Source organism: Hymenobacter psoromatis, from assembly GCA_001596155.1.
In the GTDB taxonomy this organism is placed as follows: domain Bacteria; phylum Bacteroidota; class Bacteroidia; order Cytophagales; family Hymenobacteraceae; genus Hymenobacter.
In genome coordinates this window covers 1944853-1958917 of record CP014771.1, presented here as the reverse complement: position 1 = coordinate 1958917, position 14065 = coordinate 1944853, and the positions used below count along the sequence as shown (strand labels likewise).

The following is a 14065-nucleotide window of genomic DNA, read 5'->3' as shown; positions in this document are numbered from 1 at the left end:
AACAAGGCAGCGTGGTGACTCTACTAAGCGCAAGCCCTGATAATTTGGGTATTTCTGACCGGGGATTTATGATAAAACACCTACTTGCTCGTCTTATTGGGGGCTTTTTACTAGCCGCCGGCTTAGGCGGCTGCGCGGTGTATCGACCTATGCAGTGCGCCGCGCCCGCCCTCTACGACAAGGGTCAGGTGGAGGTAGCCAGCAGCGCCTACTTCAACAGCCGGCTGCACGGGGCCGTCAACTATTCGCCGGTGCGCCATTTGCTCGTGCGCGCCGCCATCGACGGCAAAGGCGATAGCCGGGATAGCGCCTACGCCCGGATTTGGCAGTACGAGTTGGCCGCTGGCACCTACTGGCCCTTGGGCGAACAGGTGGTGCTGGGCGCGCTGGCCGGGGGTGGGCAGGCCCACAGTCAAGTGCGCTATAGTCCCATAGAAAACTCTTCCTTTATTCAATACCAGTATGATGCTCATTACAATAAGCTGTTTGGCGAGCTATATGGCACCTGGCAGATTGGCCCCGCTCTTCAATTAGGGGCGGCCTATCGGCTCACACAGGTACGGTTTATCAGCCTTACCAATCTGGGCCAACCGCTCAGCCTGACTGCGATGCTACGCGGCGAGCCGATGTTTTTTCTGCGTAGCACGTTTGGCTTTCGCCCTGGTGGCGAGCGGCTGGCTTATGTGCAAGCCGGCATAGGCGGCTCGGCGCTGCTACGTGCCTGGCCCGGTCAGGTGGGTGGCCCGGAAAGCAGTTTGCTGGATTCCAACACCTACTTCACTCTCGGCCTGGGATTTTTCCCAAGTGCGCTGTGGCGGCATTGAAACCCAGGCTAGTCTGTCGTTTTTTGCAGCATGAAAATCTTTCTCGGGCCGCTGGTGCTGGGCTTGGCGCTGAGCGCCTGCGTGCGCAATCCCTACGCCGCTACCAACGAAGCGTATCGCCAGCAGGCCAAGCTATTAGCACAACAGCTGCAGGCTCAACCTACGCTGCTCATCGACAGCCTACCTGCGCCGCCCTACTGGGTGGGCACTGTCAATTTCAACCTGCGCAAGCCTAACTACGTCATCATTCACCACACGGCGCAGCACAGCACCGAGCAGACGCTCAAGACGTTTACGCTGCCCAGAACGCAGGTGAGCGCGCACTACGTCATTGGGCGCGATGGCCAGACCTACCATATGCTCAACGACTACCTGCGGGCCTGGCACGGGGGGGTAGCTCGCTGGGGCAACGTGACCGACATCAATTCGGTATCAGTTGGTATTGAGTTGGATAACGATGGGAGTGAACCATTTCAGCCCGCCCAGATTGCCAGTCTGCTGAAAGTACTGGGCGGCCTCAAGCGCACGTATAACATTCCGGCGGCCAACTTCATCGGCCACGGCGACATCGCGCCGACCCGCAAAAATGACCCGAGCGCGCTGTTTCCCTGGCAGCAGTTGGCCGCGCGCGGCTACGGCCTCTGGTACGACGCGGCCGTGCTGACCGACACCACGGCCGCGCCCTTCGCCGCCGACTCGCTGGGGCGGCCCCTCCCCGGCCTCACCCCGCGCGAGGCGCTGCGCATTATCGGCTACGACGTGCAGGATTTGAATGCCGCCATCGTCGCGTTCAAGCGGCACTTTATTCCAACTGATGTGAGCCCGATTCTTACCGACCAAGACCGCCGCATTCTGTATAATCTCTACCGTAAGTTTTTGTAAGAGCCGGCTACAGCAAAAAAGGAGGGGGTAGGGTCGCCCGCAACAACTATGCGGCCGGCCCTACCCCCTCCTTTTTTGCGCACGTGGACACGCTGACTTTAGCGCCCAAGCAATCGGCTACTGGTCGCCCTTGAGCTTGTCTTCGCCGCCGTAGGGCGCGCCCGCCGTGATGTCGCCGCGCAGGCCGCCGGCTGTCATGTCGCCGGGGCCAAAGCCGGGCTGCGGGGCGGTGGTGTCGTTCTCTTTTCCGTGGGGAATGTCGGGGGCCATCGGAGCGTTGGTGAGCGCGTCGGTAGGCACGCCGCCGGCCTCGGTGCCGCTGGTCCCGGAGCCCGTTATTTCGGCTACTTTGGCCACGTACTGGCGCTTGGCATCTTCCTCGGAGGTGCCTTTGTATTTATCCCACGAGTCCCACTGCGCCTGCGACAAGTTGCCCGGCCCGCTCGCCTGGGTGGCGGCGGCGGCATCCACGGCCTCGTTTTTCATGTTAACGTCGCCCTCCGTAGCCTGCTTATAAAGGCCATACAGCTCGGTCATATACTTGGCGGCTTGGTCACCGGGCAGGTTATCGACCTGGCGCGCGGCGGCGTCAAATTGTTGTTGAAGGTTCATGGGCGGGATACCGCGGGGCGGCAATTAAAAGAGATGTAATGCGAATGAGGGTTTCTGCTGGGCTTTACTAGCAGATGCCGGTTGGGGTTGCGCCTAGCTCCCTACCCCCCTTGCCCCGCCCCAAGTCCCGCTACTTCAGAATTAGGCTGTGTCACGTCCTATCTTTGCGGCCTAGCTATGTGTGGAATAACCGGCGCTTACGCCTTCTCTGATTCTGGCCGTCTGGCCCTGACCCGCTTGCAGGCTGCCACCGACGCCATCGTGCGCCGGGGACCCGACTCGCAGGGGCATTTTATCTACGATAACGTCGGCCTGGGTTTTCGCCGCCTGGCCATCCTCGACCTGTCGGCCGATGGCAACCAGCCGATGACCGACGCCTCGGGCCGCTATACCATCGTTTTCAACGGGGAGATATTCAACTTTCGCGAACTGCGTGAGAAGCTAATCCGCAAGGGCTATAAGTTTCATTCGCAGACTGATACGGAGGTTATTCTCAATCTGTACATCAGCGAGGGCAGGAGCTTTATCAAAAAGCTGAACGGGTTCTTCGGCTTCGCCATTTATGACCAGGAAGACGGCTCCCTCTTCATTGCCCGCGACCGGTATGGGGTGAAGCCTTTGCACGTCTATCGCGACGAAGACAACCTGCTTTTCGGCTCCGAGCTGAAGTCGCTGCTGGCGCTGGGCGTGCCCCGCAAGCTCGACTACGTGGCTCTTAGTCAATACTTGCAGCTCAACTACATACCGGGGCCGGCTACCATTTTCAAAGGCATTAAAAAGGTGCTGCCCGGTCACTACCTGTTCATTCAGGGTAAGAAGGTGGTGCGCAAGCGCTGGTACAAGATTCCTTATGACCCGAAAGAGGTTGCCAAAAACAAGCTGACCTACGACGAGCAGCAGAAAAAGCTGGTGTCGCTGCTGGATGAGGCCGTGGAGCGCCGCCTCGTAGCCGACGTGCCACTGGGTTCGTTCCTGAGCGGAGGCATCGATTCGAGCGTCATTACGGCGCTGGCTACCCGCCACACGCCGCATCTTAACACCTTCAGCATCGGCTTTCGCGATGAGCCTTTCTTCGACGAAACCAAATATGCCAACCTGGTGGCGAAGATGCACAACACCAACCACACGGTGTTTTCGCTGAGCAATGACGACCTGTACGAGCATCTTTTTCAGATGCTGGACTATTTTGACGAGCCCTTTGCCGACTCTTCGGCGCTGGCCGTGCACGTGCTAAGTCAGCGCACGCGCCAGCACGTGACAGTGGCGCTTAGTGGTGATGGGGCCGACGAGCTTTTCGGCGGCTACAACAAGCACATGGGCGATTTTCGGGTGCGGCAGGGCGGCTTCAAAGCCGAAGCCGTTACGGGCTTGAATCTGCTCTGGGACATCCTGCCCAAGTCGCGCAACTCGTATTTTGGCAATAAAATCCGGCAGTTTCAGCGCTTTTCGCGCGGCATGCTCAGTGGCCCCAAGGACCGCTACTGGGACTGGGCCAGCTTCGCCTCCGACAAGCAGGCCACCGAGCTGCTCAGCCCCGCCAGCCGCCGCAAGGTGGATAAAAAGCTGGCCACCAAGCGCCGCAAGGATATCCTCGAAAACATCCACGCCGACGGCGACCTCAACGAGGTGCTGCTGACCGATACGCAGCTGGTGCTACCCTACGACATGCTCACCAAGGTGGACCTGATGAGCATGGCCAACTCGCTGGAAGTCAGAACACCATTCCTTGACTATAAGGTAGTTAATTTCGCCTTCTCCCTACCCGTCAGCAGCAAGGTGGATGGCACGATGAAGAAGAAAATCGTCCAGGATGCCTTTCGGCCCATGCTGCCGCCCGAGCTCTACGACCGGCCCAAGCATGGCTTCGAAGTGCCGCTGCTCAAGTGGATGCGCGGCGAACTGCGGCCCCTGATTGAGCAAGACCTGCTGGCCGATGACTTCGTGGCGGAGCAGGATATTTTTGACATGGCAGCGGTGCAGAGGCTGAAAAAGCAGTTGTTCTCCAGCAATCCTGGTGATGCGCACGCCCGTATCTGGGGGCTGGTAGTATTTCAGTATTGGTGGAAGCACTACATGGCGGAGCCAGTGAAAATAAAAATTCCTTAACCCGAACGTTAGGCAGCCTTTTTGCTTAATGCGCAAAATCCTGGTTTTTCCCCTTTTGAACACCTTATGAAAATAGCAGTAGTAGGCACCGGCTACGTCGGGCTGGTTACGGGCACGTGCTTTGCCGAAGTAGGCATTGATGTAACGTGCATCGACATTGACCAGAAAAAAATTGAGAACCTCCATCAAGGCATCCTGCCCATCTACGAGCCGGGCTTGGAGGAAATGGTGGCGCGCAACGTGAAGTCGGGGCGACTCAACTTCTCTACCTCGCTGGCCGACAGTATTAAAGGTGCCGACGTAGCCTTTATCGCGGTGGGCACCCCTCCCGGCGAGGATGGCTCGGCCGACCTGAAATACGTGCTGGCCGTAGCGCGCGGCATTGGCGAAAATATGGATACCTACACGGTGGTCGTGACGAAGAGCACGGTGCCCGTAGGTACCGCTGCCAAAGTGCGCTCCGAAATCGAGCAGGCCCTAGCCAAGCGTGGAGCCAGCGTGGAGTTCGACGTGGCTTCCAATCCCGAGTTTCTGAAAGAAGGCGCGGCCATCGACGACTTCCTCAAGCCCGACCGCATCGTGGTGGGAGTGAGCTCCGAGCGCGCTGAGGAGGTGATGCGTCGTCTCTACAAGCCTTTCCTGCTCAACGGCCACCCAATTATCTTCATGGATATTCCGTCGGCCGAAATGACGAAATACGCCGCTAACTCGATGCTGGCGACCAAAATCTCGTTCATGAACGACATCGCTAACCTGTGCGAAATCATGGGTGCCGACGTGAACAAGGTGCGCCAGGGTATTGGCTCTGATGCTCGCATCGGGCACAAGTTCATCTACCCCGGCATTGGCTACGGCGGCTCGTGCTTCCCGAAGGACGTGAAGGCCCTCATCAAAACGGCCCAGGAAAACGGCTATCAGATGCAGGTGCTGCAAGCCGTGGAAGGCGTGAACGAAGCCCAGAAAGAGGTGCTGTTCAACAAGGTGAAAAAGCACTTTGGCAACGACCTGAAAGGCAAAAAATTTGCCATCTGGGGCCTGTCTTTCAAGCCTAAAACCGATGATATGCGCGAGGCACCATCGCTGGTTATCATCGAGAAGCTATTGGCCGAGGGCGCAACTGTTTCCGCCTACGACCCCGTAGCTATTCCCGAAGCCAAGCACACGCTGGGCGACACCATTACCTACGCCAAAGACCAGTTTGAAGCGTTGGTAGATGCCGACGCGCTATTGGTCGTAACGGAGTGGCCCGAGTTTCGCTCGCCCTCCTTCGAGGTAGTAGGCCGCCTGCTCAAGCAGAAAGTGATTTTTGACGGCCGCAACATCTACGACCCATCCGAGATGAAGCAGATAGGGTTTACCTATCACTGCATCGGGATTAAAGCCGACCACAAAGAGCCGGTTTCTTAACTAATTTTCAACGGCGCAGTCACGCTTCGGCAAGCGAACGCCAGATAAGCATGACAACGATTTAAGCATTTTAAAATGGCTGAAGAAAAAAAACGCGTCCTCATCACCGGCGGAGCCGGCTTTTTGGGCTCGCACCTCTGCGACCGGTTCCTGGCCGAGGGCTACCACGTCATTGCGATGGATAACCTCATAACGGGTAACCTGGCCAATATCGAGCACCTGTTCAAGCGGGAAGACTTCGAGTTTCACCACCACGACGTGAGCAAGTTCGTGTTCGTGCCCGGCAAGCTCGATTATATCCTGCATTTTGCCTCGCCGGCCTCGCCGATTGACTACCTCAAGATTCCGATTCAGACGCTGAAAGTGGGTTCGCTGGGCACGCACAACTTGCTGGGCCTGGCGCGGGTGAAGGGTGCCCGCATGCTGATTGCCAGCACCTCGGAAGTATATGGCGACCCCGAAGTGCATCCGCAGGTCGAAACCTACTTCGGCAACGTGAATCCCGTCGGCCCCCGTGGCTGCTACGACGAGGCCAAGCGCTTCCAGGAAGCCATCACGATGGCCTACCACACTCATCACGGCTTGGAAACGCGCATCATCCGCATCTTCAATACCTACGGCCCCCGGATGCGTTTGGACGACGGCCGCGTATTGCCGGCTTTCCTGTCGCAGGCCCTGCGCGGCGAAAACCTGACCGTATTCGGCGACGGCTCGCAAACCCGCTCCTTCTGCTACGTTGATGACTTAGTGGAAGGTATCTACCGCCTGTTGCTCAGCAACTACGCGCTACCCGTGAATATCGGCAACCCGGCCGAAATCACCATCAAGCAGTTTGGCGAAGAAATCGCCAAGCTGACCGGCGTGGAGTTTAAGCCGACCTACCAAGCCCTGCCCGAAAACGACCCGATGAAGCGCCGGCCGGACATTACGAAGGCCAAGGAAATCCTGGGCTGGGAGCCCAAAGTGGACCGCGCCGAAGGCCTGCGCCGCACGCTGGAGTATTTCAAGGAGCACGTGAAATAGCGCCTCTACCCCCCTTGTTACCCACGAGGCGGTTGAGTCAGTGCCGCCCGGCGCTGGCTCAGCCGCCTTCTCGTTTGCGGTAGGGTAGGGGGTAGGGTGGAATTAATAGTTACGGTAATGCCTGGTCTGGAAATCCCCTTTTTTTCATCGCAGCCCATGCACGCGGCCCTTCGGGAGGAGATGCTGGCGGCAATGACGCGCGTTTACGATTCCAACTGGTACGTGCTGGGCCAGGAGGTAGCGCAATTTGAGCAGGCCTACAGTGAATTCAGTCAGGTAAAGCATACCGTAGGGGTAGGGAATGGCCTGGAGGCCCTAACGCTGGCATTGCGAGCCCTGGGTATTGGTTCTGGCGATGAAGTCATTGTGCCTTCTACTACCTACATCGCTACGTGGCTGGCCGTTTCGCACGTGGGGGCTACTCCGGTGCCTGTCGAGCCGGAACTTGCTACCAGTAATCTCAACCCCGAGCTGCTGGAGGCAGCCATTACGCCGCGCACTCGGGCTATTATTCCGGTGCATCTCTACGGTCAGGCCTGCCGGATGCCGGCAATAATGGACCTGGCTCACGCGCACGGGCTGCAGGTAGTAGAAGACAATGCTCAGGCCCAGGGCGCGGCTTTCGACGGGCAGCTGACGGGCAGCTTCGGTGCTGCGAACGCTACCAGCTTCTACCCCACTAAAAACCTCGGGGCGCTGGGCGACGCCGGGGCCATCACGACCAATAGCGAGGAAGTGGCCCAGCGGCTACGGATGCTGCGTAACTATGGCTCGACTGCCAAAAACCACCACGAGACAGTAGGCTACAACTCGCGTCTGGATGAGCTCCAAGCAGCCTTGCTGCGGGTAAAGCTGGGCTACTTGGCCAGGTGGACGGCCCAGCGCCAACAGGTAGCAGCCTGGTACACCCGGCACCTGGCCGGCATCAACGACTTGCGCCTACCTATGCTGGCCGCCGGTGCCACGCACGTTTATCATCTCTACGTAGTGCACACCCCATTCCGGGATGCCTTGCGGCAGCACCTGGCTACCCAAGGGGTCGGCACGCTGGTGCATTACCCGGTGCCGCCCCATCGGCAACCGGCCTACGCCCCTCTCAACTTGCTGCCCGGTAGCCTACCCCTCGCGGAAGAGCTGGCTGCCACGTGCCTCAGCCTACCCCTGTGGCCCGGCATGACGGAGGAGATGATAATAGAGGTGGCCTCGGTTATTCGCGGGTTTTTAATGCCATAAAGTAAGGCTATGGTCTTTTGCATCGCTGGCTTTTATGGTATGCGGGGCTGGTGAAAGGCATATTTTAGATTGACGAATCTTTGGCTTTTAGTTGTCAATAGCACGATTATAATCATCTCTTCGCGAAGTAGGGTGCGGGGCTTGCCCCCGCCCGTCGTTGCTAATGGCGCGCGACTCGTTCAACAGCGGATAAGGCAAGCCCCGCTCCCTACTTCTTTTCCGCAAATCATTCCACGACGAGTGTAATAATTAGGAATTACGCAAATCGTTTGTCATTGCGAGCGAAGCGAAATAATCGCACCCGAACGATGCCCGAACGATTTCGTTCTGGGGCGATTGCTTCGCTTTGCTCGCAATGACAACCGTCTTTTGCATAAGTCCCAATAACTAAGAATGCCTAGTTCGGCCAGCCCTCCGCCAGCCTTCAAAATTTATTTTCCAGACCTGTCGCGACTTCATCCTCGCAGGTCCGGTGGGTTCGCAAACTGTCTATATCACCAGCAGCTTGCGCGCTACCCACCCAAAAATCCTTACCTTTGCCCCCGCAAACCGCCTGTCTGCTTCACCAAGCAACATCCCCTACCGTCTATTTTCCTTTCATGGGCCAGTCCAGCATCGTCATTACCTCTATTTTCGCGCCTACGGAGGCGGTTACCAAATTTGCTTCGCTGCCCGATTATCAACTGGTAGTGGCGGGTGATAAAAAATCGCCTGCCGACTGGAGCGAGCCCAACGTGACGTATCTATCGGTGGCCGACCAGGAGGCCGCTGGCTTCCGCCTCAGTGAAAAGCTGCCCTTCAACCATTACGGGCGTAAGATGATAGGCTACCTGCACGCCATCCGGCAGGGTGCGCAGGTAATTATCGATACCGACGACGATAATATCCCCTATGACGGCTGGCAGTTTCCGGCTACCGAGGGCACCTTCGCCACCTCGCCGGCTGGCAAAGGCTTCGTCAATATTTACAGAAATTTCACGAGTCACCACATCTGGCCCCGTGGCTACCCCCTCGACCTTATCCTGAATACAGACCATAATCTGAAGGAGGAGGAGCTGACCCAGGAAACCGCCAAAATTGGTATCTGGCAGGGGCTGGCCGATTCGGACCCCGACGTAGATGCGATTTACCGCCTGGTGGATAACACCGAGGTATTCTTCGATAAGCGTTCGCCCATTGTGCTGGCTAAAGGCACGCTCTGCCCCTTCAACTCGCAGAATACGATGGTGCGCCGCGAGCTGTTTCCCTTGCTCTACCTGCCGGCCTACGTCACGTTCCGCTTCACTGACATTCTGCGCGGGCTAGTAGCTCAGCCCATCATGTGGGCGCACGGCTACCGGCTGGGCTTCACGGAGGCTACCGTAATTCAGGTGCGCAACCCGCACGACTACGTAAAGGATTTTGAATCGGAAATTCCGTGTTACTTGCACCCTAACCGGGTAATCGTGGCCGTAACCCGCGCCATCGACCCGGCCAATACGGTGGGTGAAAACCTGCGTCGCGCCTATGCCGAGCTGGCCAAGGAAAATATCGTGACGGCCCAGGAAACTGAGCTGCTCGACCTGTGGCTGGCTGATATGGCGACGCTTACCAAGTAATAAGCACCATGCAGGAATTTCCCTCCGTCTCCATCGTCATTCCTTCCTGGAACCAGGGCCGGTTTATTGGCCGCACCCTCAACAGTATTCTCAAGCAGGACTATCCTGGCCCCATTGAGATAATCGTGTCGGATGGTGGCTCGACGGACGAAACCGTGGATGTGCTTAAAAGCTACGGCGACCGCCTCACCTGGTGGTCGGCCCGCGACAAGGGCTTTGTTGATGCCGTGACCAAAGGTGTGGCCAAGGCTACCGGCGAGATTCTGGCCGTGCAAAGCTCCGACGACTACTACCTGCCGGGCGCGTTTCGGGCAATGGCCAGGGGCTTTCAGCAGTATCCGGCGGCGAGCTTTATATCGGGGGGCGAATACGCCATTGACTTGCCGGGCAACGTGCAGAGCAGCAGCCGCCCGACCGGTGAAATCACGCCGCGCACCATCTTGTTCAGCACCATTCCGCCGCAGCACGCTACGTTCGTGAAGCGCCGCTTCTTTGAGGAAACGGGCGGCATGCGCCGCGAAGTGGACATGTGTGCCGACATCGACCAGTGGTACCGGGTAGCGCACCTGGCCTCGGGGCACTACATCTCCGACATGGTGGCCGTGTACCAGCTGCACCCCGACCAGCGCACCGTAACCAGCGATAAATGGTACCCGAACCTGGTGAAGATGGTGGAGCTGTGCGAAGCCGAACCCCGCTACGGCAGTAAGTTTCGCCTCAGTGATGAGGAGCGCCGCAATCTTTATACCTACTGGGAAATCAACTGGACAGGCAAGCGCGACATGGCCGCCGCCCGGCCCATTGCCTTTGCCAAGCTGCCCGGCCTGCTTAGCTACAGCCCCCGCACCCGCCGCATAATACTTGGGGCCAGCATCAACCCCCTGCTAAAAAAACTGGTACCGGTGGGCCTGATGCAGACTATGCGCCCGACCGCGCCAACTGCCGCTGCCAAACCCGACCTGGACTGGTGGAAGGCTTAGCTAAGCCGCCCTACCCCCTCATTCGCTCGTGAATCAACTTCCTTTCATGGAAAAAGACGCTAAAATATACGTTGCCGGCCACCGCGGGATGGTGGGCTCCGCCATGCTGCGCCGCTTGGACCAAGCCGGCTTTACCAATTTCATCACCCGCACCTCGGCTGAGCTAGACTTGCGTAACCAGCCGGCCGTAGCTGATTTCTTCGCCCAGGAAAAGCCCGATTACGTGGTGCTGGCCGCCGCCAAAGTGGGCGGTATCAATGCTAATAACACCTACCGTGGCGAGTTCTTGTACGATAACCTGATGATTCAGAACAACGTCATTCATCATTCCTACCTCAATGGGGTGAAGAAGCTGTTGTTCCTGGGCTCGTCGTGTATCTACCCTAAGTTCGCGCCGCAGCCCTTGCAGGAAAACGCGTTGCTCACTGGCGAGCTGGAAAGCACCAACGAGCCCTACGCCATCGCTAAGATTGCCGGCATTAAGCTCTGCGATGCCTACCGGGCGCAGTATGGCTGCAACTACATCTCGGCCATGCCCACCAACCTCTACGGACCGCACGATAACTATGACCTCAAGAACTCGCACGTGCTGCCGGCACTCATCCGCAAGTTCCACGAAGCGAAGCAGGTAAACGCGCCCGAGGTGGAGGTGTGGGGCACCGGCACGCCCCGACGCGAGTTCCTGCACGTAGATGACCTGGCTGATGCCTGCTACTGGCTGCTCGAAAACTACAACGAGCCCGGCCTAGTGAATGTGGGTACCGGCACCGACCTCAGCATCCGCGAGCTGGCCGAGCTGGTGCAGCGCATTGTAGGCTATGAGGGTAGCATCCGCTTCAACACCGATTACCCTGACGGCACGCCCCGCAAGCTCATGGACGTGAGCAAGCTGGCCAACCACGGCTGGGAAGCCACCATCGGACTGGAAGAGGGCATTACTGCCGTGTATAATAGTGCCTTTGAAATAGCCTAATTGAGCCTGACTGAATAACTCAGAAAGAAGTGGAAACCTACTAACACCCCACTAGTTGGCGAAGTACAGGCTATCTTTGTAGTCGCTTAGTAGCTAAAAGCTCAAGTGTCAGTTATTTATCGGTTAGGTTGTATCGTGACTACTGCTGCACTAATAAGATTTGATATAATACTGTTATTCAGCATATTGTGCAACATACAGAAGTTTTAACACAGCTTGAGCCAGTAGTTGCCACCACCTCGGATAACAACGAGTGGACGGAAATTATCGAGCCGCGCATCAATCTTCTCGACCTGCGTCTCAGCGATGTGTGGCGCTACCGTGATTTGGTAATGATGTTCGTGCGGCGCGACTTCGTCTCCACCTATAAGCAGACCATACTGGGCCCCATCTGGTTCTTCATTCAACCGCTGCTTACCACGCTCACGTTCATTATCATATTTGGCCAGGTAGCTAAACTTTCGACCGATGGACTTCCACAAATCGTATTCTACCTAGCTGGAGTCACGGTGTGGAGTTATTTTTCCCAAACCCTGACCGCTATTTCCACGGTGTTTGTGACGAATGCCGCCATCTTCGGAAAAGTATACTTTCCGCGCCTCACTATGCCGGTATCCATTGTGGTATCCAACATTGTGCGCTTTCTAATCCAGTTTGGTCTTTTTCTGGCCATCTGGCTGTTCTACGTGGTGCGAGGCGAGTCTTCTATTCACCCTAACTGGTTGATTGTGCTCACGCCCTTGTTGCTGGTCATGATGGGCCTATTGTCGCTGGGGCTGGGTATGATATTCAGCTCGCTTACCACCAAGTACCGCGACCTGTCGATGTTGCTCACCTTTGGCGTGCAATTGCTGATGTATGCCACGCCCGTCATCTATCCGCTTTCCAGCATTCCGGAGAAATATAAGTGGCTTATTCTGGCCAATCCAATGAGTTCCATTGTGGAGACCTTCCGTTATGCCTTCTTGGGTTCCGGCTCCTTTAGATGGGGCTACCTGGGCTACAGCGCCCTGTTTACAGTCGTCATTCTGCTTGCCGGGACTATTATTTTCAATAAAGTTGAGAAGAGTTTTACCGATACGGTATAAGCTTTTTGCCAGAATGTAGCTCAGCTATCCATGAGTAATATTGCGATAAGAGTAGAAAACCTGGGCAAACAGTATCGGCTGGGTGAAATCGGTACCGGTACCCTCAGCCACGACCTGAACCGTTGGTGGGCACGTATGCGTGGCAAAGAAGACCCCTTTGCCAAAATTGGCGAAGCTAACGACCGCACCACCAAAGGCACCAGCGAATACGTCTGGGCCTTAAAGGATGTCAACTTCGATGTGAAAGCTGGCGAAGTACTGGGTATTATCGGGCGTAATGGCGCGGGCAAATCCACGCTGCTGAAAATCCTGTCTAAAGTGACGGCACCCACCACGGGCCGCATCAAGGTAAATGGCCGCATTGCCTCCTTGTTGGAAGTAGGCACCGGCTTTCACCCAGACCTGACCGGGCGCGAAAACGTCTACCTCAACGGTGCCATTCTGGGCATGTCGAAGAGCGAGATAAATCGCAAATTCGACGAAATAGTTGATTTCTCGGGCGTCGAGCGCTATATTGATACGCCCGTCAAACGCTATTCATCGGGCATGTACGTTCGGTTGGCATTTGCCGTGTCGGCCTTTCTAGAGCCGGAAATCCTGATTGTGGATGAAGTGCTGGCCGTGGGCGACGCTGAGTTTCAGAAGAAGTGCTTGGGGCGGATGAAGGATGTGAGTACGAATGATGGCCGGACTATTCTTTTTGTGAGCCACAATATGGCGGCTGTCTCGACCTTATGCTCAGCTAGTGTGCTGATGAGGCAAGGAACGGTGCTGGACCACGGTGATACCAAAAGTATCATCGAGCGGTACATATCCATTGGTCGGACATCGAATGGCGAGGTTTGGGAAGAAGACATTAAGACTACGTTAAATAATCCAAACCTAAAATTCAAAAAGATATCGCTAATTGGTAAAAATGGCTTATCAAATAGTTTTGGTTTGGACGAAGACGTGATTTGCCAGCTCGATTACGAGGTAGTAAATGAGAGCACCACCGTGGTTCCGAGTATTCACTTACTCAATAATTACGGAGAATGTATTCTGGCTTCATTTAATGCGACTTCGGCTACCCTGGCACCAGACCCCTATTATGATAAAGTATTGCCGAAAGGCCAGTACCGGGTGCAATGCACTATTCCCCGTTATTTCTTAAACGATACGCAATACACGATTAGCGCATTTATTGCCAATGATGTCTCGTTTCATAATATAACATCGGCTGAGGAAGTTATCTCCTTTGAAGTGAATGAAACCGGTGCTATGCGGCAAGAGCATATTGGCACCTGGATTGGGCAGATACGGCCAAGGCTGGAATGGAAAACCACCAAAGAATTGTAGG

The 14065-nt window shown here is 56.4% G+C and carries 12 protein-coding genes; 11 read left to right on the top strand and 1 reads right to left on the bottom strand.

The features are described 5' to 3' along the window. Positions 1–149: 149 nt before the first annotated feature. Complete coding sequence (locus A0257_08305) at positions 150–824, top strand: hypothetical protein (protein ID AMR27112.1); 675 nt, start codon at positions 150–152, stop codon at positions 822–824. A 30-nt stretch (positions 825–854) separates the two neighbouring features. Continuing rightward, a complete protein-coding gene (locus A0257_08300; GenBank protein AMR27111.1) occupies positions 855–1706 on the top strand; it encodes an N-acetylmuramoyl-L-alanine amidase in 852 nt (283 codons plus the stop codon). A 117-nt stretch (positions 1707–1823) separates the two neighbouring features. Here A0257_08300 and A0257_08295 read toward each other — a convergent pair whose 3' ends face one another. Beyond that, complete coding sequence (locus A0257_08295; GenBank protein AMR27110.1) at positions 1824–2318, bottom strand: hypothetical protein; 495 nt, start codon at positions 2316–2318, stop codon at positions 1824–1826. A gap of 177 nt (positions 2319–2495) precedes the next feature. Here A0257_08295 and A0257_08290 point away from each other — a divergent pair, with 177 nt between their 5' ends. From A0257_08290 to A0257_08250, 9 genes are all read left to right on the top strand, one after another. Then, positions 2496–4424, top strand: a complete 1929-nt coding sequence (locus A0257_08290; GenBank protein ID AMR27109.1) for an asparagine synthetase B — start codon at positions 2496–2498, stop codon at positions 4422–4424. A 66-nt stretch (positions 4425–4490) separates the two neighbouring features. Further along, positions 4491–5831: a UDP-glucose 6-dehydrogenase gene (locus A0257_08285; GenBank protein ID AMR27108.1), complete on the top strand. Its 1341-nt coding sequence runs from the start codon at positions 4491–4493 to the stop codon at positions 5829–5831. Positions 5832–5906: 75 nt separating this feature from the next. Next, positions 5907–6854: an NAD-dependent dehydratase gene (locus tag A0257_08280; protein AMR27107.1), complete on the top strand. Its 948-nt coding sequence runs from the start codon at positions 5907–5909 to the stop codon at positions 6852–6854. 117 nt (positions 6855–6971) lie between these two features. Continuing rightward, entirely contained in the window at positions 6972–8087 is a 1116-nt protein-coding gene (locus tag A0257_08275; GenBank protein AMR27106.1) for an aminotransferase, read from the top strand. 599 nt (positions 8088–8686) lie between these two features. Then, a complete protein-coding gene (locus tag A0257_08270) occupies positions 8687–9685 on the top strand; it encodes a hypothetical protein (GenBank protein ID AMR27105.1) in 999 nt (332 codons plus the stop codon). Between the two features lie 8 nt (positions 9686–9693). Beyond that, complete coding sequence (locus A0257_08265) at positions 9694–10665, top strand: hypothetical protein (protein ID AMR27104.1); 972 nt, start codon at positions 9694–9696, stop codon at positions 10663–10665. Positions 10666–10711: 46 nt separating this feature from the next. After that, a complete protein-coding gene (locus A0257_08260; GenBank protein ID AMR27103.1) occupies positions 10712–11638 on the top strand; it encodes a GDP-fucose synthetase in 927 nt (308 codons plus the stop codon). Positions 11639–11901: 263 nt separating this feature from the next. Beyond that, positions 11902–12726: an ABC transporter permease gene (locus A0257_08255; GenBank protein AMR29676.1), complete on the top strand. Its 825-nt coding sequence runs from the start codon at positions 11902–11904 to the stop codon at positions 12724–12726. A 30-nt stretch (positions 12727–12756) separates the two neighbouring features. Beyond that, on the top strand, positions 12757–14064 hold the full coding sequence (locus A0257_08250; protein AMR27102.1) for an ABC transporter ATP-binding protein: 1308 nt from the start codon (positions 12757–12759) through the stop codon (positions 14062–14064). Position 14065: the final 1 nt, after the last annotated feature.